We start from the raw sequence: 26,292 nt of genomic DNA, 5'->3' as shown, positions 1-26,292 counted from the left end.
GACTTAAACCCTGACGACACGACGGCTGATACCGGGGACGGACTTAACACCGTCCGGTCGGAACGCGCGCCAATGACCGAGCAGCGTTCGACAGCGGACCCCGGCGAGACGGTTCGAGTGTTGTACGTCGAAGACAACCAGCAGACCGGACCGCTGGTCCGCGAGTGGCTCGAGCGACACGACCCCCGGTTCGAGGTGTCGCTCGCGTGGAGTCTCAAGGACGCCACCGAGACGCTCGCCGAGACGACGTTCGACGCGGTGGTCGCGGACTACCGCTTCCCGCAGGGCTCCGGGCTCGACCTCCTCCCGGCGATACGCGACCGGGACCCCGACCACCCGTTCCTGCTGTACTCGGGGCGCGTCGACGAGCAGGTCGCGGAGGAGGCCCGTGAGGCTGGCGTCACGGCGGTCATCGAGAAGGGGGACGCGGGCCAGCTGACGAAGCTGGCCGAGCGCATCCTGACGAGCGTCGCGAAGCGACCGTCGACGGCCGACGCGGGCGACGACGGCGACGAGGCGCCCGACCGCGTCGAAGCGTTCGCCGACGAGGTTGTCCACGAGCTCCGTGGGGAGCTGTCGGTGGCGTACGGCCATCTCGACCTGCTCGACGACAGCGGCGAGCACGCCGAGCGGCTCGGCGACGCGCTCGAAGCGCTCGAGGCCACCGTCGACAGCCTCCCCGAGCGGGCTGCGACGTTCCGCGAGCGGGAGGGGGACTGAGATGTCCACACACAAGGCGTATATCTGGACCTCTCGTACGGGGTGACACGCAATGGAGGAGAGCGTTTCGGGGTTCAGCGAACGGGGATCGTGGGGCGACGTAGTCGAACATGGGGAGCGACTCACGCGCGCGTTTCGCGACGTGCATCGCGAGCGCGACGTCGTGACCGTCTCCGAGACGGCGCTCGACGAGTGGAACGAGTGGCGACCCAAACAGCACGAGCGGCTCGACGAGGACGTCAACGAGAAGACCGCCGACCAGGCTAGCGTCGCCGAAGGTGAGGGCGAACGCGAAGGCGTCGACCCCGACGAGGACCTGAAGAACGCGGGCGACAAGCTCGCGAAGTCCTACGAGCGGCTCGACGACCCGGAGACCGCCGTCGAGGACGCCCGCCGGTCGGTGAACTACCTCGCACGGGCGGCCGACTCCGCGGGTCGCAAGGCGCTCCGCAAGGTCGAGGGGGCGGTCTACAAGAACGTCATGACGCAGATCGCGCCGTACTACTTCGACAACGCTCTCGTCAGCGCGAACGTCCAGCGGCTCGGCACCGACGACTACGCGCTCGAGGTGAACGTCAACGACGACGACCTGAAGATTCACGTCTCGAACAAGCTCGCGGACTACGAGCAGAGCGTCGACCGCTGGCACGTCGACACGGAGAAGGACGTCGACGTCGTCGAGGCCGTGGAGGGCGTGGAAGTGCCCGACGAACAGGAAGAGGGGGAGAACGGGCTGACGAACGGCGAATCACGGCCCACCTCGAACTGACGGCCGGGGCGGACACCAAGGCACTTGTTCTTACAACTGGAACGGCAGCCAGTGGCGACGCGAGGACACCGGCGACACCGGCCTCCGCGACGTCGAGGTCGAGGGCACCCCCGGCCTCACCGTCGGTGGTGGCGGCGCGGTGTTCCGCCGCGACGCGCGGGCTGGACGGAGGAGTCGACGCCCGTCGGTGACAACCTGAAGGCCGTCCTCGACGGCGACGTCGAGGTCGCGGTCGGGGCGGGCGGCACCGTCGTCGAGAACCGGTAACGTCGCCCCTCCCGACACCCCGCCACCGAGCGCTCGATATCGCTGTTACTCCAGCCGCGCGACGACGGCTCGCGCGAGCGCCTCGAAGTCGGCCTCGTCGGGCACGACGTCGACCTCGATGCCCCTCGCTTCGGCCGTCTCCGACGTGGGCACACCGATACAGCCGACGACGGCGTCGTTCAGCCCCGCGACGGCTGCCTCCCGGACGCCCCGTTCCTCGGCCGCGTCGAGGAAGTTCTCGACGGTGAGCGAGGAGGTGAACAGGGCTCCGTCGAGTTCGTTGCTCGCGGCGAGTTCGGCCGACTCGCCGCTCGCTGGCGGCCGGGTCAGCCGGTAGAGGACGGTCTCGTGGACGTACGCCCCGGCGGCGTTCAGCCCGTCGAGCAACACGTCGCTCCCGTGGTCCGAACGTGCCACCTCGACGCGGGCCCCTTCGACCTCGGCTTCCAGCCGGTCGACCAGTCCCGCCGAGGAGAACGTCTCGGGAACGACGTCCACCTCGTAGCCGTGCTCGCGGAGCTGGCCCGCCGTCGAGTCACCGATGGCACAGAGTTCGCCCGTGGGAATCCAGCCGGCGTCCGCGGCGAGTTCGACGCCGGTCTTCGACGTGAGGATGGCGTAGTCGGCGTCCTCGCGAGGTTTGACGCCGGTGGGCGCCACCTGAAGCATCGGGTCGGCGACGGGCTCGACGCCCAGCGATTCGAGCAGCTCGACCGCGGCTGCGAGCCGTTCGTCGTCGGGACGGAACGCGGCGATTGCGATCATTTTCATATCGTCGTATACCGTTTATTCACGCGAGTGGGACGATTCGTAGTCGTTCCGGAGAAACGCCTTCACGCGGTCTCTCGTGGCCGCAACTGGCCCGATGACCGTTATCGCGGGCGGCTCGATGCCCACCTCGTCGCGCACGTCGACGATGGTATCGAGCGTCCCCGTCGCGACGCGCTGGCCGGGCCACGTCGCCCGCTCGACGAGCGCGACGGGCGTCTCGGGGTCCATGCCGGCGTCGGCGAGCACCTGCGTGTAGTCGGGGAGCTTGCCGACGCCCATGTAGACGACGATGGTTCCCCCAGTTGCGGCGAGCGCCTGCCAGTTCACCGCCGACTCTTCCTTGGTGGGGTCCTCGTGTCCGGTGACGAACGACACCGAGGAGTTGTGGGCGCGGTGCGTCACCGGGATGCCCGCGACGCCCGCCCCGGCGACGCCGGCCGTCACGCCAGGGACGTACTCGAACTCGATCTCGTTGGCGGCGAGGTGTTCCATCTCCTCGCCACCCCGCCCGAAGACGAACGGGTCGCCGCCCTTGAGCCGGACGATGGTCTTGCCGGCCTCGGCGAGTTCGACGAGCCGCTTGTTCGTGTACTCCTGTGGCGTCCACTCGCCACCGGCGCGCTTGCCCACGTCCTCGGCCTTCTCGTCGTCGACGAGGTCGAGCGACGGCCCGGGGAGCTTGTCGTGGAGGACGACGTCCGCCGTCTCGATGAGCCGCTTCGCCTTCACCGTCAGCAGCTCGGGATCGCCTGGCCCTGAGCCCACGAGGTAGACTTTCCCGCTCATTCGTCGACGCCAGCCTCGCGTTTCGCCTCGGCGACGAGGTCGGCGGCGCCCCGGTCGGCGAGGTCGGCGGCGAACTTCCGGGCCGCCGAGGGGTGCCGTTCGACCGGCAGGTCGCGCGTCTCTTTGACTTCCTCGGTGCCGTCGCGGTTCAGCACGCGGGCGACGGTGTGAACGTACGAGCCGCGGAGCGTCGCGTGGACGCCGATGGGGGCGACACACCCCCCGTTGAGCTCGGCGAGGACCGTCCGCTCGACGGTCGTCTCCACGCGCGTCCGCGAGTGGTCGATGTGGTTTATGTGGTCGGCGTCCTCGCCGTCGACGGCGGTGACGGCGATGGCGCCCTGTCCGGGCGCGGGGACGAACTCGGTGGCGTCGAGCCGCTGATACTCGAGGTGGTGGAGCAGGCCCGCGCGGTCGAGACCCGCCTCCGCGAGCACGAGCGCGTCGAACTCGGTGTCGACCTCGCGTTCGAGTGCCGTGCGCTCGATCTCGCTGAGGTCCTCAAACCACGGCTCGACGGTCTCCTGGTAGCTGGCGTCACCCGACTCCTCGGCGTCGACACGGCGCTCGTGCTCACGCTGGAGCGAGGGGGCGAGCAGCTTCTCGACGCGGGTGTCGACGTTCCCCCGGATGGGCTCGATGTCGAGGTCCGGTCGAGCCGCGAGGAGTTGCGCCCGGCGGCGGAGGCTGCCGGTGCCGACGACGGCGCCGTCGGGCAGTTCGTCGAGCGTCGCGCCGTCGGGCGTCACGAGTACGTCGCCCGGTGCGGCGCGCTCGGGGACACCGGCGACGACGAGGCCGTCGGGGAACTCAGTGGGCATGTCCTTCATGGAGTGGACGGCACCGTGGCAGTCCCCCTCCAGAACCCGCTCGTCGAGCGCACGGACGAACGCGCCGGTCTTGCCGAGCCGGTGGATGAGTTCGTCGCGCACGCGGTCGCCCTCGGTCGACACCTCGACCAGGTCGACGCTGCGGCGGCGAGTCGAGAGCGCCTCCTGGACGGCCGCAGCCTGCCGCATCGCGAGGTGTGACCCGCGTGTCGCGAGCCGAATTTCGGTCATGTGTCGCCCTGGGGGGCCCACCGTGAAACCCCCTTCGGGTCGGGTTGCATAAACCAGATGCCACGATAGGAAATCGGTTCGGGGAGTTTCGACCCGCGCTGCGCAGTCGCCCGTAGAACCGCTCGTCGCGTCCGTCTGCGGGCCGTTCACCCGCTCGCGGCTGCGCGACGGGGACGCATCCCCTCGGTAGCCCTTTCAGGCAGGAGTGCGTAGCGTCGGGCGATGACGCTGGAACTGTACGAGCTGGAGGGCTGTCCGTACTGTGCGAAGGTGAAACAGAAGCTCGACGAGCTCGGGCTGGAGTACGAGTCGCACATGGTGCCACGCGCGCACAGCGAGCGGACCGAAGTCAAGGACGTGAGCGGGCAGACCGGCGTTCCGGTGCTCGTGGACACCGACCACGGCATCGAGGGGATGCCCGAGAGCGACGACATCGTCGAGTACCTCGAGACGACGTACGGGCAGGAAGCGAGCGCCTAACCAGTAGTCAGGACCTACTCAGCATCGGCGCGAACCGCCGGCGCAAGTCTTATTTCTCCGCAGTAGTGGGTGCTAGTGCGAGCGGGACTCGTGAGGGTCACACGCCGACAGTTCAGTCGGCAGGACCCTCCTCAACGCCTTTATGGCGCCGTTCGCAGCGCGCACCGAAATCGGTGGCCCCTATCGGGGGACCCACGACGGTGCCTTTCATACGGACTGCTGTCCCTGTGTACCAGTAGGACTGCACGACGGCGGTCGATTTGGAACTGACGGACAGTAGTCCGTATCAGAGACAGTCGCGATACGCCTCGAGCGTCCGCTCCACGTCGTCTTTGGTGTGGCCGTACGAGACGAAGTTCGCCTCGTACTGGTTCTGTGAGACGAGAATCCCCTGCTCGCGCATCGCCGGCCGGAACAGCCGCGCGTAGCGGTCGGTCTCCATCCGCCCGACGTCCGTCCCCCGCTTGGGACACTCGTCGAACCGCGCACACGAGGCGTCCTGCCGACAGCCGTTCGAACACGAGTCGCCCTGCGGCGGGCTGTCCGCCCGAGTGAACATCAGCTTGAAGATGGAGTCGGTGCCGACGACGGTGTAGCCGGGCGCCTGGTCGGCGACGATGTCGCAGAGCCCCTCGCGGAGCTGTCGGCCGAGGTCGTTGACGTGCTCGTACACGTCGTTCTCGGCGGCGAACTGCAGGGTCTCCAGCCCGGCGGCCATGGTCACCGGGTGGCCCGAGAAGGTTCCGGCCTGGAAGGTGTCGCCCGAGGGCGTGAACTGCTCGACGTACTCGGTCTTCCCGCCGATAGCGCCGACGGGAAACCCACCGCCGATGATCTTGCCGAACGTCGTGAGGTCGGGGTCGATGCCGAACTTCCCTTGCGCACACTGGAGGCCACCCACCCGAAACCCGGTGATGACCTCGTCCCACACCAGCAGCGACCCGTGGTCGTCACAGAGTTCCCGCACCGTCTCGTGGTAGCCGTCGACCGGGTAGGCGATGCCCGCGTTCGCCTGCACCGGCTCGACGAGTACGCAGGCGATGTCGTCGCCGTGCTCCTCGAAGACGTGTTTCGCGGCCTCTGCGTCGTTGAACGGCACCGGGAGCGTGTGTTTCGCGAACGACTGCGGGATGCCGTTCGTCGATGGCTTCGGATGGTCGGCGTCGCCCTCGACGAGCGTCGACTCCTGGGCACCGTGGTAGCCGCCCTGCATCACGACCACCTTGTTGCGTCCCGTCACCGCGCGTGCGAGGCGGACGGCCGAGACCGTGGCCTCGGTACCGCTGTTGACGAACCGGAGCATCTCGACGCTCGGCACGTGCCGGGCGACGAACTCGGCGTGGTCGACCTCGAGTTCGGTCGGCATCCCGAACAGCGGGCCCTCCGCCGTCCGTCGCTGGATGGCCGCCGTCACGGACTCGGGCAGGTCGTGGCCCAGCAGCAGGGGGCCGAGCCCCTGTATCCAGTCGACGTAGCGGGTGCCATCGGCGTCGACGACGTGGCCGCCGATGCCCTTCTCGACGAACAGCGGGTAGGGTTGCGGCGCGGCGCGGACCGCGCTGTTGACCCCGCCCGGGAGGACCGACAGCGCGCGGTCGTAGAGCTCGCGCGTACGCTCGTGAGTCATGGGCGGCGGTTCGACCGGCGCCGGGTTAGTCCTTTCTTGTTTCGGGTGACCGGCCGTGTGGCCGCTACCGGCGTTGCACCCCGAAGGGCTGATAACGCGCGAGGGTAATATTCGGATAGATGCTGCCGTCCTCGTGGAAACGTGACTTCGCCAGCGGGCTCATAGTCCTCGGTCCGATTCTGGTCGTCGCGTTCGTCGTCGCGTACGTCTACACGGCTATCCTGAGCATCGGCGTCCTCGCGCAGGTGTTCCCACAGGACACCCCACAGCCCGTCATCGTCCTCGTGACGATGGTCATCTTCGTCCTCCTCGTGCTGTCGGTGGGCTACCTGATGCGGACGACCGTCGGTGACATCGTCGAACGGACGCTCGACGACCTGTTCAACCACCTTCCCGGCCTCCGTATCGTTTACAACGCCTCCAAGATGGCGGCTGAAACCGCGCTTTCTGGAACCGAAGACCTCCAAGCGCCCGTCAAACTCGAAACCTGGAACGGGATGCGCATGACCGCGTTCAAAACCGGGAAGTCGACGAAAGACGGCCGCGACGTGCTGTTTCTTCCCACGGCTCCGAACATCACCACCGGATTCGTCATCGAGGTCGATCCCGGCAACTACGAGAAGACCGACGAGACCGTCGAGGACGCGCTCACCCGTATCCTCTCGGCGGGGTTCGGCGAGTCGCGCGACCAGTCGATTCCCATCAACATCACCGAGGAGGGCGACAGCGTCGTCGCGACCGACGACGACGACTGATCAGTTCCCCACCACCGCCCGCAGCGCGAACAGGGCGTTCTCCTTGCGCTCGCGCACGCGCCGGTAGAAGTACTGGAGCCACTTGCCACCGTAGGGAACGTACTGGTTCACCTCGTAGCCGGCGTCGGCGAGCGCGAACTGCGCCGTCTCGCGGACGCCCATCAGCATCTGAATCTCGAAGTCGGTGCCGAACCCGTCGTGGAGGTCGAGCGCGTGCGAGATCATCTCCGGGTCGTGGCTCCCGACGGCGACGTGGTCGGCGTGTTCGAACAGGTACTCGAGGTCGGCCCGATACCGCCGGTTCACCTCGCTCTTCTCGCGGTAGGCGAGCTCCTTCGGTGGGGTGTACGCCCCCTTCACCAGTCGCACCGTCCCCGGGAGGTCGACCAGCCGTTCGAGGTCCTCGCGGGTACGCTTGAGGTTCGACTGGACACACAGCCCCATCTTCGGATAGTCGGTCACCTCGGCCTCGAAGGCATCGAGCGTCGTGTCGGTCGTCGTGTGGCCCTCCATGTCCATCCAGACGAACACGTCACGCTCGCGCGCACGGTCGACGATGTCCGCGAGGTTCTCGCGGTACACCGATTCGCTCACGTCGAGGCCGATCTGACTCGGTTTGACCGAGATACAGGCGTCGAGGTCGGTCCCCGCGATGTCGTCGACGAGCCCACAGTAGGCGGCAGCGTCGGCGACTGCTTCCGTCCGCTCGTCGTAGTGCTCGCCGAGGAGGTTGAGGATGGCCCCGACCCCGTCCGCGTTGAGTGCACGCGCGTGGTTGAGCGCCGCCGGCGCGTCCTCGCCGGCGACGAAGTTGTTCGCGATGGGGGGAATCATGCACGCAACTACCGCTGGGCGGCTTATGATGCTTTTCGCATCCGGGCGGAATCCCGTCCGTTTTTATCACAGGGTGCGAGGAGCACGTATGGTCGTCGAGACGGTCGTGGTCGCGCTGTGGGCGATGCTCCCGGCGTACGTCCCGAACAACGCCGCCGTGCTCCTGGGCGGTGGCGCCCCTATCGACGGCGGCCGGACGTGGCGTGGGCGACGACTGCTCGGCGACGGGAAGACGTGGCGGGGTACCGCCATCGGCACGGTCGTCGGCGTCGCGCTCGCGCTCGCACTCAACGCCGTCCAGCCGACGCTCGTCGCGCTCGTCGGCTTCGGCCTCCCGGTGTTCCCGCTCGCGGTCGCGGTGGCGCTCGCCTTCGGCGCGATGCTCGGTGACATCCTCGCGTCGTTCCTCAAGCGCCGAACGGGGCGCAAACGGGGCGCGGCGTTCCCGGTGCTCGACCAGCTCGACTTCGTCGTCGTCGCCCTGCTGCTCGCGACGCTCGTCGCACCGGCGTGGGTCTTCGAGGTGTTCACCCTCCCGCGGGTGGTCGTGGTGCTCGTGGCGACGCCGCTTCTGCACCTCACGACGAACGCCGGCGCGTACGTGCTCGGGCTGAAGGAAGAGCCCTACTAGAACGCACTTTTTCTGCGGGGGTCTCGCTGCGCTCGACCCCCCGTCGTCGGATTCCGCTGGAATCCGACGGGCCATCAGACCGCGGAGCGGTCTGATGACGGGCAAAAACTTGCGGAAAAATAGGGCGCGGCGGGGCCGCGCCGTGAACCGCTCACTCCCTTCGGTCGCTCGCGGATGCTCCCATAGCCACACACCTCCCCAACCGACTCCTTCGCTCGCGCCGCTCGCTCAGTCGTCCCTCGCGCGCCGCTGTCCTCGCGCAGTTGCGCCGCGCGAGCGGCCCGAGGGGCCTCCGGTCCCTCGCTGGTCGCGCAAGAAAGCGCGACCAGCGCGCGCCTCAGATTTAAATACCAGAACGCGACCACACCCCGCGTGACGTAGGCGTCGTCGCGGGCAGAACTTGGAGGGTGTGCGGCCCACCTGCTCGCGTCAGTTCGCGGGCCGCCTGTCAGCCCCTACAGCCACTCCTCGCCGTCCCACTCCTCGCGGAGCATCCCGTAGAGGTAGCTGTCGTAGAACTCGCCGTCGATGTGCTGTGCCTGTCGCTGGACGCCCTCGCGCTCGAAGCCGAGCTTCTCCATCACGCGCTGGGAGGGCCGGTTCGGCTCGAACACCGCGGTCTGGACGCGGTTGAGGTTCAACTCGGCGAACCCGAACTCGACGACCAGCGCCGCGCCCCGGGGTGCGAACTCCTCGCCGTGGAACTCGGGGTCGATCCACGCCCCCATCCACGCGCTGGCGTTGACGTGGTCGACGTTCCAGATGCCGATGGAGCCGACGGGCGTGGGCTCGTCGTTCATCTGCTCCGCGCAGATGACGAAGCCGTACCCCTCGTTCTCGCCGTCGTTGCCCGAGTACTTCTCGAACTCGTCGTCGATGGCTTTCAGGTTCTTCGGCTGTGTGTTCCGCAGCAGTCGCCGCACGTCGGGGTCGTTGACGTTCCGGTGGTAGAACTCGTTGTCCTCGCGCTCGCGGGGCCGCAGCGACACCGCGCCGTCCTCGGTCTGCCGGAACAGCGGCCCCGGCATCAGGCGTCACCCCACTCGGGTTCGAGGACGGCGTAGCTCACCACGTCCCGGTGCGCACCGTCGACGTACCGCTCCTCGCGGCGTGTCTCCTCCTCGACGAAGCCGACGACTTCGAGCGCCTCGTGAGCCTCGCTGTCGTCGGCCAGCGCGGTCGTCCGCACCCGGTGGAGCCGACGCTCCGCGATGGCGTAGTCGACGAGCAGGTCGAGCGCCGCGACCGCGTAGCCGTTGCCCTGCTCGTCCGGCGCGATGCAGTAGTCGACCGTCGCGTGACTGGCGGGGCGTTCGACCCCCGAGAGCTCGACGTAGCCGACCGGCTCGTCGCTCTCGTCGGGGACGACGAGGAAGGATGCGGCCTCGGTGTCGGGCTTCGACAGCTCCTCGAACCACTCCTCGATGGACTGGTCGTTCGTCGGCGTGGCCGCGAACTGTTCCCAGCGGGTGTCGGGGTCGTTGCGGAGCCGTTTGCAGAACGCCAGGTCCTCCTCCTCGACGGGACAGAGTGCGACCGACGCGCCGTGCCGGAAGGCGGGCCCCGGCATCAGTCGTCACCCCACTCACGGGCGAGCATGGAGTAGCGCACGACGTCGCGGAACTCGCCGTTCACGTACTTCTCGTCGCGCTGGACGCCCTCCTCGACGAAGCCGATGGACTCGAGCGTGGCACGCGACGGGGTGTTGCCGACGAGCGCGCGGGCGACGACCTTGTGGAGCCGGCGGTCGTCGAAGACGTGGTCGAGCATGCGTTCGGTGCCGGCCTTCCCGTAGCCGTTTCCCTGCTCGTCGGGCGTGATCCAGCAGGCGAGCTCGCCGGTGCCGTGCGTCTCGTCGATGCCGAAGCAGACGACGTTGCCGACGGGGTCGGGCGCCGCGTCGTCCGCCGAACTCTGCTCGCGCGGAACGATGAGCAGGCCGACGCCGGAGTCGTCACCGCTGTGGCGTTCGTGTGCCTGCTCCGCCTCGTAGCCGTTCTGTGGCGTCGCGGTCGTCATCCCCGACCGGATGGCAGGGTCGTTGCGATGTCGCTGAAGGAACGGGAGGTCGTCCTCCTCGACGGGGTGGAGGGAGACCGCGTCGCCACGAAGGAATTCGGGACCGGGCATGGCAGAACCGAGCGCGTGGGGGCCCTTATCGGTTCCGTGAAACTGAGAAACGTTCACGTGGTGACAAGTGGCTCACAGCATCCCCAGCACGCCGAGGGTGATGGCCGCGAGGATGAGTTCGAACGAGAGCGTCCCGAGCGCCGAGAGGACGACGAACTCGCGGTCGTCCATCTCGGCGAACCCGGCGGGGACGGTGAGCATCCCGCGGGTGAACAGCAGCGAGTTCGAGACGGGGACGACGAGCGGGCCCCAGCGGTCGAACCAGCCGTCGAACCGGTCGAGTTTCTCCTCGGAGATGCGGAACCACCGCTTCTCGAGGAGGTACTCGCGGCCGCCCCGTTTGGCGAGCGAGAACAGCGCGAACTGCCCGACCGTCGCGCCGGCGACGGCGATGCCGATGATGAGCGCGTTCTCGGCCACCGAGCCACCGATGAGGATGATGGCCGCCGGGACGATGCCCTCGCTCGGCATGAAGTACATCAGCATCGCCCCTTCGAGGACGAACACGCCGAGTAGGATGAGGAAGGCGTACTCCGAGTCGAGGATGTTCCGGACGACAGGCATCGCCTCGCGGAGCGCGTTCTCGACGATGGGGGGGACGGAGCCGCTCTGCAGGGGCGCCAACATCTACCTCCCGCTATCCCGCACGCCGGTAAATCCCTTTTGACCGCCGCTGAGCGATGTGGTTTAGGCCCTGCCCTCACAACCTCGCCTATGGAGTTCACCGAGCGACCACGACGCCTCCGAACCGACGGCGTCCGTGAGCTGGTGCGCGAAACGTCGCTGTCGGCGTCGGACCTCATCGCCCCGGTGTTCGTCGACGCGACGACCAACGAACGGGTGCCCATCGAGTCGATGCCGGGCCACGAGCGGGTGCCCGTCGACGAGGCCGTCTCGCGCGTGCGCGAGATACAGGAGACCGGCGTCGAGGCCGTCATCCTGTTCGGCATCCCCGCGTCGAAGGACCCCGAGGGCTCGCGGGCGTACGCCGACGACGGCGTCGTCCAGCGGGCGACCCGGCGCATCAAAGCCGAGACGGACGCCTACGTCATCGCCGACCTGTGTCTCTGTGAGTACACCGACCACGGCCACTGTGGGGTTCTCGAGGCCGACGCCAGCGACGACCCCCACCTCACCGTGCGCAACGACGAGACGCTGGACCTGTACGCGAAGACAGCCGTCTCACAGGCCGAGGCCGGTGCGGACATGATCGCGCCCTCGGGGATGATGGACGGCCAGGTCGGCGCCATCCGGGCGGGGCTCGACACGGTGGGCTTCGACGGCGTTCCCATCATGGCGTACGCCGCGAAGTACGCCTCGGCGTTCTACGGGCCGTTCCGCGACGCCGCCGACGGCGCCCCCGCGTTCGGCGACCGCCGCCACTACCAGATGGACCCCGCCAATCGCCGCGAAGCGAAACGCGAAGTACGGCTCGACGTCGAACAGGGCGCGGACGTGCTGATGGTGAAACCGGCGCTCCCGTACCTCGACGTGGTGAGCGACGTGCGCGCGAACACCGACCGCCCGATCGCCGCCTACAACGTCTCCGGGGAGTACGCGATGCTCCACGCTGCCGCCGAGAAGGGGTGGCTCGACCTCGAAGCCGTGGCGTACGAGTCGCTCCTGAGTATCAAGCGCGCGGGCGCCGACCTCATCATCACCTACTTCGCCGAGGACATAGCGAACCGTCTGTGACGGTTCGCTGGCCCGCGAACGAGTTCGCGGACATCGCGAGTCGTCTCTGACGGGACGCCGCCCCACAGCTCTACAGCGTCACGGAGACGTGCGAACAACTGGACGATATCGGACTCGAATCGCGAAAGAGTAGACGAACGGCGCGCGCACACGGGACCCTCCGACCGTTCGGTTCGTTCGCCGGTTCACGACCGTCCAGTTCCCCGACCGACGAGCGGCCAGTTTTCCGACGAAGAACGACCTTATATCCGTAATATCGTGTGGTATTTTGGACGTTGTTCGTAATATACGCAGGAAATTTTGAAACATGCAACCGAAGCATTATATAGTGGAACTCCGTGAGCATCGACTGCACACGAGAGTACGAATATGGATTACGAAAGCGAAAACGTGGACATTTGGTTCGAATCGCTCGGAGGTATCGAATGATGATGGAGTTCCTGCCGCTACAGGGTGACATCACGGCCATCGCGGACAGCATCAACGCGGTGTGGGTGCTGGTCGTGACGTTCCTCATCTTCTTCATGCAGCCGGGCTTCGCGCTGCTGGAGGCTGGACAGGTCCGCGCGAAGAACGCGGGCAACGTCGTGATGAAGAACATGGTCGACTGGTCGATGGGGGTACTGGTGTTCTTCCTCGTCGGGGCGGGCGTCTCCGCCATCGCGGGGATGCTCGGTTCGCCGAGCGTCGAACTCTCCATCTCGGGGGCGTTCGCGTACATCAACGACCCGACCGCGTGGATCGGCTGGCTGTTCGGTGCGGTGTTCGCCATGACGGCGGCGACCATCGTCTCGGGGGCCGTCGCCGAGCGCATCAAGTTCTCGTCGTACGTCATCTACGCGTTCGCCCTCGTCGCCGTGCTCTACCCGGTCGTCGCCGGGTCGACGTGGGGCGGCACGGGACTGCTCTCCTCGACCGGCTATCTCGGTGAGGCGCTCGGCGTCGGCTACAAGGACTTCGCCGGCGCGACCGTCGTCCACGCGATGGGCGGTATCGCCGGCCTCACGGCGGCGTACATGGTCGGCGCGCGAAAGGGCCGCTTCGATGAAAACGGCAACGCCAAGCCGATTCCGGGGCACAGCGTCCTGTTCGCGGTCATCGGGACGCTCATCCTCGCCTTCGGCTGGTACGGCTTCAACGTCGGCACGCAGGCGACCGTCCTCACCGGTGACGGTGGGTTCAACGGCGCTGCGCTCGGCCGCGTCGCGCTCAACACCACGCTGGCGATGGGCGCCGGCATGGTCGCCTCCACGGCGGTCACGACCATCTGGGAGGGCAAACCGGACCCGCTGTTCGGCGCGAACGGCCTGCTCGCGGGCCTCGTCGCCATCACGGGCGCGTGTATCCACGTCTCGTGGCCCGGCGCGCTCGTCATCGGCATCATCGGCGGCGTCCAGACGCCGCTCGTCTACCGCTGGGTCGTCGACAACCTGAAGATCGACGACGTCTGTGGCGTGTTCGCCGTCCACGGCTCCGCGGGGTTCATCGGCACGATGCTCATCCCGTTCTTCGACGTGGCCGGCTTCTCGATGAACCAGCTCATCATGCAGGTCGTCGGCGGCCTGCTCATCGGGACGTGGACCGTGCTGACGACGATGCTCGTCATGGGTCTCATCAAGGCGACCATCGGCCTGCGTGTCAGCGCCGAGGAGGAGGAACTCGGCCTCGACCAGGGCGAACACGGCATGTCCGCCTACCCCGAGTTCACCGCCGACAGCGGGAGCGACCGCCCGGCGGTCGCCGACGGCGGCTACGAAGTTCGCACCGACGGTGGCAACACCGCGTCCGAGGGGGGTGACGCCGAATGAGCGACATCGAGATGGTCATCGCGTACATCCGCCCGGACAAACTAGCGGACGTGAAGCGTGGGCTCGCCGAGGTCGGCGCACCCTCGCTCACCGTCACGAACGTCTCCGGTCGTGGGTCGCAGCCCGCGAAAACGAGCCAGTACCGCGGCGAGGAGTACACCGTCGACCTCCACCAGAAGGTGAAAGTCGAGTGCGTCGTCGCGGACATCGAGGGGAGCGACGTCGCCGAGGCCATCTGCGAGGCGGCGAAGACCGGTGAGCCGGGCGACGGGAAGGTGTTCATCCTCCCCGTCGACTCGGCCTACCAGATCCGCACCGGCAAGACCGGTCTCGAGGCCGTCTGAGCGTGTCCGGACGGCCCGACGGGCGGGGAGCGGATTCCTCGGTCGGGGGCCACGACGAGCCTGTCGGGCGGCGCTCACTCGCCGCGACACTCGGGAGGCGACTGGATGCACTCGAAGCCGACGGCCGCATCAGGGGGTACGCACCGCTCGTCGACCACGACGCGCTCGACGCGCGGACGGTGCTGGTCCGGCTGGCGGTGTCACGCCCGGACGTCCCGGCGGTCGCCGCGTGGCTCCGCGACGCCGGGGCGCTCTCGGTGTTCGAACTGACCGGGAGCGAGAACCTGCTTGCCGTCTGTCGGTTCACCACCGGCACGGCCCGCGAGGCGTTCCTCGCGCGGCTGGCGACCGACGACCGCGTCCACCGCGTCGGCGCGAACGACGCGCTCCGGACGGTCGTCGAGGGGGACCAGCGCGACCTGCTGTAGGCGCGCGCACCACGCGCGCACCGACCGAATCCCGAATGTTTCGGCGTTCCACGCTGGACGGTCGTACAGCTTCGCGGCGAACATTCGCCGAATTACCTGACGAAGAACGACCTTATATCCGTAATATCGTACCCTATTTTGGACGGCCGTCCCTAATATAATGCGAAAAAGCACGTTTTTCAAGCAAATACTTATGTATAGGAGTTACGTCACGCTCTCCCGTGACGCAGCGCAACATCATTGCAGAAATCGTCTCGAAGGTGGACACTCGTCCACGTGATAGCGAATGAACGGTATCGTCCTGCAGTCGGGCGTCGACATCGCGACGCTCGCGGAAGGGGTCAACCTGCTGTGGGTGTTGACCGTCACCTTCCTCATCTTCTTCATGCACGCCGGCTTCGCCATGCTGGAGGCGGGGCAGGTGCGCTCGAAGAACGTCGCGAACCAGCTCACGAAGAACATGCTGACGTGGAGTATCGGCGTCATCGCGTTCTTCCTCGTGGGGGCAGGCGTCTCGACCGTCGTCGGTGGTCTGACGAGTGGCGGCTCGTACGCGCTCTCGGACATCGTCGCCACCTGGTCGTCCGACTCGGGCGGCTGGGTCAGCTGGCTGTTCGGCGCGGTGTTCGCCATGACGGCGGCGACCATCGTCTCCGGCGCCGTGGCGGGGCGCGCGAAGCTCCGCGCGTACGTGACGTACACCATCCTGCTCGCGGCGGTCATCTACCCGGTCGTCGTCGGGTTCACGTGGGCCGGCGGCATCCTGTCGGTCATCGGCTTCCACGACTTCGCGGGCGGCGTCATCGTCCACGGCATGGGCGGCGTCGCCGGCCTCACCGCGGCGTGGATCATCGGCCCCCGGCTCGACCGTTACAACGAGGACGGGAGCGTCAACGTCATCCCCGGCCACTCGCTGACCTTCGCCGTCCTGGGGACGCTCATCCTCGCGTTCGGCTGGTACGGCTTCAACGTCGGCACCGCCGCGTCCGTATTCAGTTCCGGCGAGGCCGCCGAGGGCGTGCTCGCACTCGGCGCGTTCGACTACGTCGGCCGCGTCGCCCTGACCACGACGCTCGGGATGGCCGCCGGGGCCATCGGGGCAGGTGGAATGGCGATGCTGAAGACCGGCAAGGTCGACACGCTGTACGTCGCCAACGGGATGCTCGCCGGCCTCGTCGGTATCACCTCGATCACCGACGACATCCTGTGGGTGGGTGCGCTCGCCGTCGGCCTCATCGCCGGGGCCCAGCTCCCCATCGTCTTCGAGTTCGTCGAGAAGCGGCTGAAGATCGACGACGTCTGTGCGGTGTTCCCGGTTCACGGCTCGGCGGGCCTGCTCGGCGCGCTGCTGTACCCGTTCGTCGCCGTCCCGACGTGGGCGAGCGGCTTCGACGTCGCGTTCTTCACCGACGCGCTCGTCGGCCAGGTCGCACTCGTTGTCCTCATCACCGTCTGGACGGTCGCCGCCACGGCCGCCGTCTTCGGCCTGCTCCGGGCGATGGGTGAGGCGCGTGTCTCGCCTGACCACGAGCGCGAGGGCCTCGACGTCTCGGAACACGGCGTCGACACCTACCCCGAGTTCGGCGGTCGCGACACCGCCGCCGACGGTGGCATCATCCGCACCGACGGCGGCCGCCCGAACGACGGCGGCATCAAGCTCGTCATGGCGTACATCCGCCCGGACAAGCTCTCCGACGTGAAGCGTGGACTCGCCGAAATCGGCGCGCCCTCGCTCACCGTCACGAACGTCTCCGGACGCGGCTCACAGCCCGCGAAGAAGGGCCAGTGGCGCGGCGAGGAGTACACGGTCGACCTCCACCAGAAGGTGAAGATCGAGTGTGTCGTCGCCGACGTGCCGGCCGAGGAGGTCGCACAGGCCATCCGCGACTCCGGAACCACGGGCGAACCGGGCGACGGGAAGGTGTTCATCCTCCCCGTCGAGGAGGCACACCAGATTCGGACGGGGAAGACCGGTCCCGAAGCGGTCTGAACTAGCCACCCCGCCTCTTCTCGTTCGACCTCACGCTCGCGAGCGACAGCCCTCGCTCCCGAGTCCGCGCGCGAGCGTTCGCCCCCGGATCTCCCGCGAACGGCGGTTGACGAGCGTCCAGAATTCAGGCGAGTATTCGCGGGGTTTCGCCACGAAGAACGACCTTATATCCGTAATACCGTGGGTAATTCTGGACGGACGTCATCACAAGAGACCATATACTCGATAATTTTAACGACAGACCCATATATTGGAACCTCATCACGCTCGCACGTGAATCGGAGTACGTTCGTAGTGCGTTCGAGGTTCGAACCGGACACCCGTCCGGGTGAGCGCGCGTGACCGTCGACGACACCGACGCGCGCATCGTCGCGGCGCTCCAGTCGGACGCCCGCGCCGAGCTGCTGGAGATCGCCGACGCCACCGGCATCCCGGGGACGACCGTCCGCAACCGACTCAAGGCGATGGAGGAGCGAGGCGTCGTCGAGGGCTACACCGCGGTCGTCGACTACGAGCGGGCGGGCTACGGGACGACGGCGGTGTTTCGCCTCCAGATGCGCGACGACGCCGTCGACGCGGTTGCCGACCGCCTCCGCGACGCCGAGCGGTTCCGGACCGTCTACGAGGTGACCGGCAAGTGGACCCTCCTTGCGGTCGGGACCTTCGGCTCGGCGACGGAACTGGAGCAGTACAGCAGGGTTGGGTCGTCGAGCGCCGCGGCGAGCGCGTCCACGTCCGCCATCGAGACGCCGGCTTCGTCGGCGGCGGCCTCGGGGTCCGGAAGGTCGGCGACGAGGTCGTCGAACCCCGTGGTGTGTGCCTTCACGAACTCGCGGTCGATGCCGTCGGTCTCGACGCACCGGGCGAGCACCGCCCGGGCGAGCTGGAGGTCCGTTCCGGGTGTGGGCGCGACGTGGCGGTCCGCGTCGAGCGCCGTGTCGGTCGCCACCGGGTCGACGACGATGAACGTCCCCTCGAGGGCGCTCTGGGTGATCCAGCGGTACATCACCGGGTGAGCGGCCGACGGGTTCGCCCCCCAGATGACGTGGCTCTCGGCTTCGGGGATGTCGTCGTACGTCGGCGGCGGCGCGTCGCTCCCGAACGCGTCGTAGTAGGCGGTGACGGCGCTCGCCATACAGAGCGTCGTGTTGGCGTCGTAGTGGCGCGTTCCGAAGCCGCCGCGGGCGAGTTTCCCGAGGAGGTAGGCGGCCTCGTTCGTCTGCTGGCCGCTCCCGAGCACCGCGACCAAATCGCGGGTCTCGGCGAGCGAGTCCCGGAGCGCCGTCTCGACCACGTCGAGCGCCACGTCCCACGTCGTCGGGTGGAGGTCGCCGTCACGCCTGACCAGAGGGCGCGTCAGCCACTCGCCGTCGGGGTCCGAGGTCTCGTTGATGCCCCGCTGGCACGCGAGTCCGTTGTTCGTCGGGTGGGTCGCGTCCCCGCGAACGGCGGCCAGCCCGTACCCCTCTTCGACGCCACGCTGGAGGTGGCCACAGCCGACTGCACACCGCACGCAGGTCGTCGGCACCCACTCGCTCATGCCGTACCACTCCGGAATCTATCGTTGTCGAACACTGCTCTCGTCTGGACGGAACAATTCGGAGGGGAAAACGACAACTGCGACCGAACGTACGTTTTCGAGAGGTGGAACAAAACACTCGGACACCAGTGGCAAGTCTCGCCGCGCGGACGGGTGGCCGACGCGCACCGGGCCGTTTAACATCGGCGCTCGCGGAGCCTCGCGCATGACCGACGCGGAACTCATCGCGGCTCTCAAAGACGCGGACGCCGTCAAGTTCGGGGAGTTCGAGCTCTCGCACGGCGGCACCTCCGAGTACTACGTCGACAAGTACCTGTTCGAGACGAACCCGCGCTGTCTGGAACTCATCGCCGATGCCTTCGCCGAGCGCGTCGGTGACACCAAGCTCGCAGGCGTCGCGCTCGGTGCGGTGCCGCTCGTCGCGGCGACGAGCGTCGCCACGGGCAACCCGTACGTCATCGTCCGGAAGAAGGCGAAGGAGTACGGCACGGCCAAGCGCATCGAGGGGCAGTTCGAGCAGGGCGAAGAGGTCGTCGTCTTAGAGGACATCGCGACGACCGGGCAGTCCGCCGTCGACGCGGTCGAGGCGCTCCGGGAGGCGGGCGTAGTCGTGAACCGGGTGCTCGTCGTCGTCGACCGCGAGGAGGGTGGCCGCGAGAACCTCGCCGACATCGACGTGGAGCTCGAGTCGTTGCTGACGGCCTCCGAGCTGCTGGCCGACCGCTGACGGAGTATCCACGCTCGTGATTACTTGCTGTGCGTGGCGGACCGAAACCCCCATAGTCGCACACCTACGCAACTGTGGATATGAACAGAGCGGAGAAGGCCGCCCTCCAGCTGCAGGCGGTCGACGTCCTGCGGACGCTGAAGGAGACGCGGACCTACGACGAACTCGCCGCCGAGACCGGCCTCCCCGCGGGGGACCTGAACCGCTACGTGAACGGGCACGTCCTCCCCGGCGTCGAGCGCGCGAAGGACGTGGTCGGCGGGGTGGGCCGCGAGATGCTCGCCGAGGAGCTCGCCGCACGCATCCAGCTCGACCGCGACGGCTACGTCGACAACTCGCAGGTCGTGTTCGACCAGGCACTCCTGGACCTCGTGGCGCCCGTCGCCGCCGAGGCGTTCGCGTTCGAGCGCCCCGACGTCGTGTTGACGGCAGCGACCGACGGCATCACGCTCGCGGCGGCGATGGCGAGCCACTTCGGGGCGACGGTCGCCTACGCCAAGAAGTCGAAGGAGACGGCCGTCGAGGAGTTCATCGAGTCACGCCAGCGGCTCGAATCGGGCATCGAACTCACCTACTACCTCCCCGCGCGGGCCATCGACACCGGTGACACCGTCCTGGTGGTCGACGACCTCATCCGCTCGGGCGAGACGCAGGAACTCCTCTTGGACATCGCCGAGCGCGCCGGTGCGGAGGTCGGCGGCGTGTTCGCGCTCATCGGCGTCGGCGACGAGGGGATGCGCCGGGCCGAACAGCGCGTCGACGCGCCTGTCGGTGCGCTGACGAGACTCGAGTAAGCTCGGCCTACTCGGCACTGGATTTGTACATGTTCGTGTACGAACACCGTTTAATGAGAGGAAAATACTTAACTTTCGACTCTTCGGTGTGCTCAGACGTGCAACATGGCAGTTACTGATACGCTGGCCGACTTCTTCGGCTTCGACGCACACGATACCGACCTGCGGACGGAAGTAATCGCGGGCATCACGACGTTCCTGACGATGAGCTACATCGTCGTGGTGAACCCGGCCATCCTGTCCGCAGCGATCCAGATAGAGGGCGTCTCGGACGCGCGCACGTTCCAGATGATCGCGGTCGTCACGCTCATCGCCGCGGCGGTCGCGACGCTCGTGATGGCGCTCTACGCCAACAGACCGTTCGGACAGGCACCCGGGCTCGGCCTGAACGCGTTCTTCGCGTTCACGGTCGTCCTGGGACTCGGCATCCCGTGGCAGACGGCGCTCGCCGCCGTCGTCGTCGAGGGGATCATCTTCATCCTCCTCACCGCCGTCGGGGCGCGGGAGGCCATCATCCGGCTGTTCCCCGAACCCGTCAAGCTCTCGGTCGGGGCGGGTATCGGGCTGTTCCTCGCCATCATCGGGCTCGAAGAGATGCGCGTCGTCGCGGGCGACCCCGCGACGTTCATCACGTTCAGCCCGGTGTTCGCGAGCGACCCCATCGCCATCCTCTCGGTGGTCGGGCTGTTCGTCACGCTGGCGCTCTACGCCCGTGGGACCCGTGGGGCGATCATCATCGGGGTCATCCTCACCTCGATTGCAGGCTACGCCGCGAGCGCGCTGGGCTTCTCTGGCCAGCCGGCGGTCGAGGCCGCAAACCAGGCCGGCGCGTCCATCAAGTCGAGCGTCGTTATCGCACCGAACGTCCCCATCACCTACGACGCGACGAGCTACAACATCGCGCCGCTCGCGGGCGCGTTCATCGAGGGGCTCCAGCAGGTCGAGCCCTTCAGCTTCGCGCTCATCGTGTTCACGTTCTTCTTCGTGGACTTCTTCGACACGGCCGGGACGCTCACGGGCGTCTCGCAGATCGCGGGCTTCCTCGACGAGGACGGTAACCTCCCGGACATGGACAAGCCGCTGATGGCCGACGCAATCGGGACCACTGTGGGAGGAATGCTCGGCACCTCGACCGTCACGACGTACATCGAGTCGGCGACCGGCGTCGAGGAGGGCGGTCGCACCGGGATGACGGCGCTCGTCATCGGCGTCTTCTTCCTGCTGTCGCTGGCCGTCGTGCCACTGGCGGCGGCGGTGCCGACGTACGCCTCCCACCTCGTGCTCGTCGTCGTGGGGCTCATCATGCTCACGAACGTCGCCGAGATCGCGTGGGACAACCTCGCGTTCGCGGTCCCGGCGGGCCTCACCATCCTCGTGATGCCGTTCACGTTCTCCATCGCGTACGGGATCGCGGCCGGTATCATCTCGTACCCCATCGTGAAGGCGGCGCTCGGTGAGTACGACGAGGTCTCCGCGGGGCAGTGGGTGCTCGCGGTGCTGTTCGTCTTCTACTTCTTCGTGCGGACGGGTGGCGTCCTGGCTGGTGTCGCCAGCTAGCGGGGGAAACCGCTAGCCGGCACCGCCGGAAATCTCAGCAGGTATCAGTAGCTTAAAGCGCGTGGGTTGCTCCGTTGGAGTAATGACAACCCTCGGAACGGCGAGTGCGGCCCCCGGCGAGCGAGCCGTGGGTCGGCTGCCGGTCGGCGAGGCCCGCGACGGCTCCGAGGTCTCTCTCCCCGTCTGCGTCATCAACGGCACCGAGGACGGGAAGACCCTCTACGTGCAGGCGGTCTCTGACGGCGACGAACTCAACGGACTCGGCGTCGTCCAGCGGTTCGTCCCACGTATCGACCCTGCGGAGCTCTCGGGGACGATTCTCGTGGTCGGCATCGTCAACTGGTACGGCTATCAGGTTGCGGAGCACCGCAACCCCATCGACGACACGAAACTCAACCGGGCGTACCCCGGCGACGAGAACGGCACTGCGAGCGAACGCATCGCCGCGGCCACGTTCGACGCGGCGACCCGCGCCGACTTCGTGCTCGACCTCCACCAGGGGTCGACGAGCCGGATGATAAACGAGACGCGCGTCCGCTGTGGCCACCGTCACCGGCTCCACCGCGAGTGTCTCGAACTCGCGAAGGTGTTCGGCTGCGGCTACATCCTCGATCAGAAAGGCCCGGACGGCCAGCTCGCCCGCGCAGCCCCCGATGAGGGCATTCCCACGGTCGACCCCGAACTCGGCGGCGCCGTCGGCTGGGACGAAGAGTCGATTCGGCTGGGCGTCCAGGGCATCATGAACGTCCTCACCCACTACGGCTTCCTCGACGGTGCGGTGGAGCCCGAGACCCAGGTTCGTGCCACCAGCTTCGAACAGTACGGCTCGCCCGCCGGCGGGCTCGCCGTCTTCCAGAAGGACCTCGGCGAGGAGGTCGAGCGGGGCGACACCCTGTTCGAGGTGCGGAGCACCTTCGGCGACGTGAAAGCCGAAGTCACCGCCGACTCGAACGGCGTGTTCTGGCGCACTCGGCGATTGCCGCAGGTGGCGACCGGCGAGTACGTCTGCTCGGTCGGGACAGACATCGATCGCTACTAACGAACTTTTTCCGCGAGGGGCTTCGCGCGCCGGAGGCGCGCTCAGCCCCCCGTCGTCGGATTCCGCTGGAATCCGACGGGCTATCGGACCGCGCCGCGGTCCGATAACGGCAAATACTTGCGGAAAAATAGCACCAGCTCCTGCCGCGGCCTCCCTCCGGTCGGCCGCGTCAGTCCGCGGACGCTACCGCTCGCTCCCGTCGGTCGCTCGCGGCACGACATCGGAACGGTCAGGTGGGGCACACCGGTCGTCGAGCCCCCAATTCGAGCCGCCCCACCCGAACGCTTTTATCCCCGCCGGACAAATTATTATACAAGAGAAAATAGACGAAATAAAATCGTCGGCTTTTTCTATCAGTTTCCAGAACGGGTAGCTACGGCGCTCGCGAGGCCGAACGTGGGCGCCGCCGAGACAGGCAAGTTCCCCCACGTAGCGACACCTCCCGCTGACGCACTCCCTCCGACCGATGTATCTCGAACACGCACCCATGTCCAACGAACCCGCCCATCCCGACGCACCGACGAGAGAGATTCCCGCCGACCCCGAAACGCTCTTCGACGACCCCGCAGTCGACACCGAGACCCAGACCAAGGAGATAGACGCCGACGACTTCGACGACCTCCGTGCGGAGCTCACGGCGGTGGACGGCTGGGTCGTCGTGGGCCTCACGAACGAGGCTGGCGCGCTCCTGCTGATGGACGACGGCACCCACGGCTGGACGCTCCCGGCCGTGTCCGTTCGCGACGGCGACTGGGCCGACCGCGCCCACGAGGTCGTCGATGGACTCACCGGCTGGACCAGCGACCTCGAGACGGTCGAGCGTGTCCGCCGCATCGACTACCACGAAGACGGCGGAGACGGACGGGTCACCGTCCATCACGTCGTCGTGCGAGCCGAGCCGGTGACGGGCGACCCCGTCGCCGCTGAGCCGACCGTCGGCTGTGACGGCACCGCGGAGGTCGACTGGGTCGACGCCCTCCCGTCGGATGTGGAAGGCGTCGTCCGCGACGACGCCGCGCTGTTCCGGTAGGCGACCGACACCGACATGGCGGCACGCCGCGACCAGCCGCCATGCTCGTCTGCTCCGTCTGCGGTCGCGAGTACGCGGACCGCTGGCGCTGTTCCTGCGGCGGACCGCTCGACTTCGCCGAGCCGCCACGCCCTGCCGGCCCACCCGACGTCGACGCCCGCGACGGCCTCTGGGCGTTCGACGACTTCCTCCCCGTAGACCGCGAAGTGAGCCTCGGGGAGGGGTTCTCGCCGCTCGTCGCCGCTCCCGACTGGGACTGCCAGTTCAAACTGGAGTACGTGTTCCCGTCGGGGAGTTTCAAGGACCGCGGCGCGACGACGACGCTCTCGCGTGCCGCCGGGCTCGGCGTCGAGCACGTGGTCGAAGACTCCTCGGGGAACGCCGGTGCAGCCATCGCCACCTACGCGGCCCGTGCTGGCATCGACGCCAGCATCTACGTCCCCGCGTCGGTCAAGGACTCGAAACTGCGGGCCATCGAGCGCTCGGGCGCCGAGGTCGTCCGCGTCGAAGGCTCACGACAGGCGGTGACCGACGCCTGTATCGACGCGGTCGAGGCGGGGGACGGGTGGTACGCCTCCCACGCGTGGAACCCCGCCTTCTTCGCCGGGACTGCGACGTTCGCGATGGAGGTCGCCGCCCAGCGCGACTGGTCGGTGCCCGACGCGGTCGTCACACCCCTCGGCCACGGCACGCTGTTTCTGGGTGCGTATCGGGGGTTCAGCGCGCTGAAAGAGGCGGGCTGGACCGACGCGATGCCCCGGTTGCTGGGTGCGCAGGCGGCGGGCTACGCGCCCATCGTCGAGGAACTGCACGGCCCCGAGGCCGCGGCCGGCGACAACGACGCGGCCGACGGCATCCAGATTCGCCAACCCGCCCGCAAACAGCAACTTCTCGGCGCCATCGACGCCACGGGGGGCGACGCCATCGCACTCGACGCCGAAGCGGTCGAGGAGGCGCTCGGCCGCTTGCACCGAGGTGGGTTCTACACCGAGCCGACCTGTGCGGTCGCACCCGCGGCGCTGGACGCCTATCGGGAACGGGGCGTCCTCGACGCCGACGCCGACGTGGTCGTCCCGCTCACGGGCTCGGGACTGAAGACCTAGCGTTCGGGGTGCGTGGGCGCGTCGAACCCCCCACGAACGAGGGGTTTGGCGACGTGCCGGCGTGCGGTCGGGGGGACCTCGTACCAGCCGCGTTCGAGCGCACGGTCGAGGTCGCGGTCGACCTTCCCTGGGGCAGTCGTCCCGCAGTCGCCGCGGCATCGATAGCCCTGGTCGCGGCCGGCGGACTCCATCTTTCGCCCGCAGTCGGGACACGTCGGCGTGACACGCTCGGTCCGGATGAGCTCGCGGACCGCGAACTTCTCCAGTTTCACGGTTCCCTGCGAGACCTCGCCGCAGACGGTCAGGCGGTCACCCACCCGGAGAGCACGCACACGGTCGCGGAACCGCCCGGTCGGCGCGAACGCGGCGCAGTCGAGCGTTTCGGCCTCATCCCGAAGCTCGAAGAAGACGTGGCCGCCGCGTCGCGTCTCGGGTGCAGTCGAAACGACCCCGTCGAGCCAGTAGCCGTGGCCCTCCGCTGCACCCGAAACGGTGCCGGTGGCGAGGTGGGCGTCGGTCCCCTGATTCGTCACGAAGGTCTCGCGGCGCTCGACCGTCTCGCTCTCGATGGCCGCAGCACAGCCGCGGGTCGCGTCGGCCTCGTCGCCGCGAATCCCGTGAAGGACGGGCCCCGGCGTGTGTGGAACGCAGACCGTCTCCCGCTCGACGTGGTCGACGGTGTCCCAGACCACCGGATACCACCTGTCGGCCGCCGCAAACACGCTCCGGCGGTCCACGTCGCGGTCGGTTCCCCAACGGTCACGCACCCGATACGAGATGGTCTCGTACGTCGGCGTGGCGTCGCTTCGGGCCCAGGCACGCCACGCCCCGACGGCGGCGAGCGCGCCGACGATTCCTTGTCCAGTTTTCCAGCCCTCGATCCGGTAGCCCGCGTCCGCGGCGAGCGTTCGGGCCTCGGCAGGGTCGAGCAGTTCACGGAGCGCGCGGTCGTGCCAGTCTGCGACCCCGTCGGGCACGTCGTCGGGTGACCCGGATGCGACGACGAGCCCCGGGTTCGTCCGGTCGTCGCCGGCCATCGCCTCGCCCGCGACGACCTCGCGAGCGACCGCGAACGCGTGGTCGGGGTCGGCGTCGGTGTGGACCGCGAGCGCGGCGTTCCCGCGGGTCTTGTACGGCACCGCGGGGTTGAGCCGGACGAGGAGGAGCCGCGACACCGTCGCCTCCCGGCGCAGTCGCTCGGCGACGAGCGCCGCGGCGTACGTCGTACACATTCCCTGGTGCCGGGAGTCGGTGTCGTCGAGGCCGACGAGCGTCATGGCTTGCGGGTCACGGGCGGGTTACGCGGGTGCGGGAAATGCGCGTTTCGACCGCGGCCGACCGCTCCTATTTGAGTGTACCGCCGACAGGACCGCACAATCGCCACACGGCAATCATTCGGCGGCCCA

26 protein-coding genes and 2 pseudogenes are annotated in these 26,292 nt (G+C 67.9%); 17 read left to right on the top strand and 11 right to left on the bottom strand.

What is annotated here, in order from left to right; all coding sequences use genetic code 11:
* Positions 1-72: 72 nt before the first annotated feature.
* Positions 73-720, top strand: coding sequence for a response regulator (locus tag NL126_RS10525; protein WP_255194829.1), 648 nt, complete (start codon positions 73-75; stop codon positions 718-720).
* Between the two features lie 52 nt (positions 721-772).
* Positions 773-1,489, top strand: a complete 717-nt coding sequence (locus NL126_RS10520) for a DUF5828 family protein (protein ID WP_255194828.1) — start codon at positions 773-775, stop codon at positions 1,487-1,489.
* A 312-nt stretch (positions 1,490-1,801) separates the two neighbouring features.
* Here the strand turns inward: NL126_RS10520 and NL126_RS10515 are convergent, their stop codons facing one another.
* Genes NL126_RS10515 through hemC form a run of 3 tightly spaced genes read right to left on the bottom strand, consistent with a single transcriptional unit; the run spans position 1,802 to position 4,374 of the window.
* On the bottom strand, positions 1,802-2,527 hold the full coding sequence (locus NL126_RS10515; protein WP_255194827.1) for a uroporphyrinogen-III synthase: 726 nt from the start codon (positions 2,525-2,527) through the stop codon (positions 1,802-1,804).
* 15 nt (positions 2,528-2,542) lie between these two features.
* Entirely contained in the window at positions 2,543-3,313 is a 771-nt protein-coding gene (gene cobA, locus NL126_RS10510) for a uroporphyrinogen-III C-methyltransferase (protein WP_255194826.1), read from the bottom strand.
* Positions 3,310-4,374 carry a hydroxymethylbilane synthase gene (hemC, locus tag NL126_RS10505; RefSeq protein WP_255194825.1) on the bottom strand — a complete coding sequence of 355 codons (1,065 nt, stop codon included), beginning with the start codon at positions 4,372-4,374 and terminating at the stop codon, positions 3,310-3,312. The genes cobA and hemC overlap by 4 nt, the downstream gene beginning before the upstream one ends.
* 222 nt (positions 4,375-4,596) lie before the next feature.
* Here hemC and NL126_RS10500 point away from each other — a divergent pair, with 222 nt between their 5' ends.
* Positions 4,597-4,854 (top strand): glutathione S-transferase N-terminal domain-containing protein, encoded by a 258-nt coding sequence (locus tag NL126_RS10500; protein ID WP_255194824.1) that lies wholly within the window; start codon positions 4,597-4,599, stop codon positions 4,852-4,854.
* Between the two features lie 286 nt (positions 4,855-5,140).
* Here NL126_RS10500 and hemL read toward each other — a convergent pair whose 3' ends face one another.
* Positions 5,141-6,481: a glutamate-1-semialdehyde 2,1-aminomutase gene (hemL, locus tag NL126_RS10495; protein ID WP_255194823.1), complete on the bottom strand. Its 1,341-nt coding sequence runs from the start codon at positions 6,479-6,481 to the stop codon at positions 5,141-5,143.
* Positions 6,482-6,600: 119 nt separating this feature from the next.
* Between hemL and NL126_RS10490 the strand changes: the two genes are divergently transcribed.
* Positions 6,601-7,236 carry a DUF502 domain-containing protein gene (locus NL126_RS10490; RefSeq protein WP_255194822.1) on the top strand — a complete coding sequence of 212 codons (636 nt, stop codon included), beginning with the start codon at positions 6,601-6,603 and terminating at the stop codon, positions 7,234-7,236.
* Here NL126_RS10490 and NL126_RS10485 read toward each other — a convergent pair whose 3' ends face one another.
* Positions 7,237-8,070, bottom strand: a complete 834-nt coding sequence (locus NL126_RS10485) for a proline dehydrogenase family protein (protein WP_255194821.1) — start codon at positions 8,068-8,070, stop codon at positions 7,237-7,239.
* Positions 8,071-8,158: 88 nt separating this feature from the next.
* On the opposite strand from NL126_RS10485, the gene NL126_RS10480 reads away from it, so the two are divergent.
* A complete protein-coding gene (locus tag NL126_RS10480; protein ID WP_255194820.1) occupies positions 8,159-8,701 on the top strand; it encodes a CDP-2,3-bis-(O-geranylgeranyl)-sn-glycerol synthase in 543 nt (180 codons plus the stop codon).
* A gap of 455 nt (positions 8,702-9,156) precedes the next feature.
* Here NL126_RS10480 and NL126_RS10475 read toward each other — a convergent pair whose 3' ends face one another.
* From NL126_RS10475 to NL126_RS10460, 4 genes are all read right to left on the bottom strand, one after another.
* Positions 9,157-9,729, bottom strand: a complete 573-nt coding sequence (locus NL126_RS10475; RefSeq protein WP_255194819.1) for a GNAT family N-acetyltransferase — start codon at positions 9,727-9,729, stop codon at positions 9,157-9,159.
* Complete coding sequence (locus tag NL126_RS10470) at positions 9,729-10,271, bottom strand: GNAT family N-acetyltransferase (protein WP_255194818.1); 543 nt, start codon at positions 10,269-10,271, stop codon at positions 9,729-9,731. Before NL126_RS10470 ends, NL126_RS10475 begins: the two co-directional genes overlap by 1 nt.
* Complete coding sequence (locus NL126_RS10465; RefSeq protein WP_255194817.1) at positions 10,271-10,831, bottom strand: GNAT family N-acetyltransferase; 561 nt, start codon at positions 10,829-10,831, stop codon at positions 10,271-10,273. Before NL126_RS10465 ends, NL126_RS10470 begins: the two co-directional genes overlap by 1 nt.
* Before the next feature lie 72 nt (positions 10,832-10,903).
* Positions 10,904-11,395 carry a DedA family protein gene (locus tag NL126_RS10460; RefSeq protein WP_255198833.1) on the bottom strand — a complete coding sequence of 164 codons (492 nt, stop codon included), beginning with the start codon at positions 11,393-11,395 and terminating at the stop codon, positions 10,904-10,906.
* 150 nt (positions 11,396-11,545) lie between these two features.
* On the opposite strand from NL126_RS10460, the gene hemB reads away from it, so the two are divergent.
* The 6 genes and pseudogenes from hemB to NL126_RS22060 all read left to right on the top strand — a co-directional run.
* Positions 11,546-12,526, top strand: a complete 981-nt coding sequence (gene hemB / locus NL126_RS10455; protein ID WP_255194816.1) for a porphobilinogen synthase — start codon at positions 11,546-11,548, stop codon at positions 12,524-12,526.
* A 425-nt stretch (positions 12,527-12,951) separates the two neighbouring features.
* Positions 12,952-14,334 carry an ammonium transporter gene (locus tag NL126_RS10450; protein ID WP_255194815.1) on the top strand — a complete coding sequence of 461 codons (1,383 nt, stop codon included), beginning with the start codon at positions 12,952-12,954 and terminating at the stop codon, positions 14,332-14,334.
* On the top strand, positions 14,331-14,678 hold the full coding sequence (gene glnK1 / locus NL126_RS10445) for a nitrogen regulatory protein GlnK1 (protein ID WP_255194814.1): 348 nt from the start codon (positions 14,331-14,333) through the stop codon (positions 14,676-14,678). Before NL126_RS10450 ends, glnK1 begins: the two co-directional genes overlap by 4 nt.
* A 2-nt stretch (positions 14,679-14,680) precedes the next feature.
* The gene (locus tag NL126_RS10440) at positions 14,681-15,106 is read left to right on the top strand and encodes an Lrp/AsnC family transcriptional regulator (RefSeq protein ID WP_255194813.1); all 426 of its coding nucleotides are present in this window, start codon (positions 14,681-14,683) and stop codon (positions 15,104-15,106) included.
* Between the two features lie 286 nt (positions 15,107-15,392).
* On the top strand, positions 15,393-17,096 hold the full coding sequence (locus tag NL126_RS10435) for an ammonium transporter (protein ID WP_255194812.1): 1,704 nt from the start codon (positions 15,393-15,395) through the stop codon (positions 17,094-17,096).
* A 338-nt stretch (positions 17,097-17,434) separates the two neighbouring features.
* Positions 17,435-17,572 (top strand): annotated as a pseudogene (locus NL126_RS22060) (Lrp/AsnC family transcriptional regulator); the annotation flags it as partial.
* Between the two features lie 173 nt (positions 17,573-17,745).
* Here the strand turns inward: NL126_RS22060 and NL126_RS10430 are convergent.
* A pseudogene (locus tag NL126_RS10430) lies at positions 17,746-18,636 on the bottom strand (molybdopterin-dependent oxidoreductase); the annotation flags it as partial.
* Positions 18,637-18,841: 205 nt separating this feature from the next.
* Here NL126_RS10430 and pyrE point away from each other — a divergent pair.
* The 6 genes from pyrE (at position 18,842) to NL126_RS10400 (ending at position 24,886) form a co-directional block, all read left to right on the top strand.
* Positions 18,842-19,363, top strand: a complete 522-nt coding sequence (gene pyrE, locus NL126_RS10425; protein WP_255194811.1) for an orotate phosphoribosyltransferase — start codon at positions 18,842-18,844, stop codon at positions 19,361-19,363.
* 80 nt (positions 19,364-19,443) lie between these two features.
* Entirely contained in the window at positions 19,444-20,157 is a 714-nt protein-coding gene (locus NL126_RS10420) for a phosphoribosyltransferase family protein (RefSeq protein WP_255194810.1), read from the top strand.
* Positions 20,158-20,262: 105 nt separating this feature from the next.
* A complete protein-coding gene (locus tag NL126_RS10415; RefSeq protein ID WP_255194809.1) occupies positions 20,263-21,714 on the top strand; it encodes an NCS2 family permease in 1,452 nt (483 codons plus the stop codon).
* 82 nt (positions 21,715-21,796) lie between these two features.
* Positions 21,797-22,753: a succinylglutamate desuccinylase/aspartoacylase family protein gene (locus NL126_RS10410; protein ID WP_255194808.1), complete on the top strand. Its 957-nt coding sequence runs from the start codon at positions 21,797-21,799 to the stop codon at positions 22,751-22,753.
* Between the two features lie 487 nt (positions 22,754-23,240).
* Positions 23,241-23,783: a hypothetical protein gene (locus tag NL126_RS10405; RefSeq protein WP_255194807.1), complete on the top strand. Its 543-nt coding sequence runs from the start codon at positions 23,241-23,243 to the stop codon at positions 23,781-23,783.
* 41 nt (positions 23,784-23,824) lie between these two features.
* The gene (locus NL126_RS10400; protein WP_255194806.1) at positions 23,825-24,886 is read left to right on the top strand and encodes a pyridoxal-phosphate dependent enzyme; all 1,062 of its coding nucleotides are present in this window, start codon (positions 23,825-23,827) and stop codon (positions 24,884-24,886) included.
* Here NL126_RS10400 and NL126_RS10395 read toward each other — a convergent pair.
* The gene (locus NL126_RS10395; RefSeq protein WP_255194805.1) at positions 24,883-26,163 is read right to left on the bottom strand and encodes a tRNA(Ile)(2)-agmatinylcytidine synthase; all 1,281 of its coding nucleotides are present in this window, start codon (positions 26,161-26,163) and stop codon (positions 24,883-24,885) included. The genes NL126_RS10400 and NL126_RS10395 overlap by 4 nt on opposite strands.
* Positions 26,164-26,292 lie beyond the last annotated feature (129 nt).

Origin of the sequence: Halorarius litoreus, assembly GCF_024362405.1 — an archaeon.
Classification (GTDB): domain Archaea; phylum Halobacteriota; class Halobacteria; order Halobacteriales; family Haloarculaceae; genus Halorarius; species Halorarius litoreus.
Note: the sequence above shows the minus strand (reverse complement) of the source record. Positions and strands in the feature narration are given on the sequence as shown.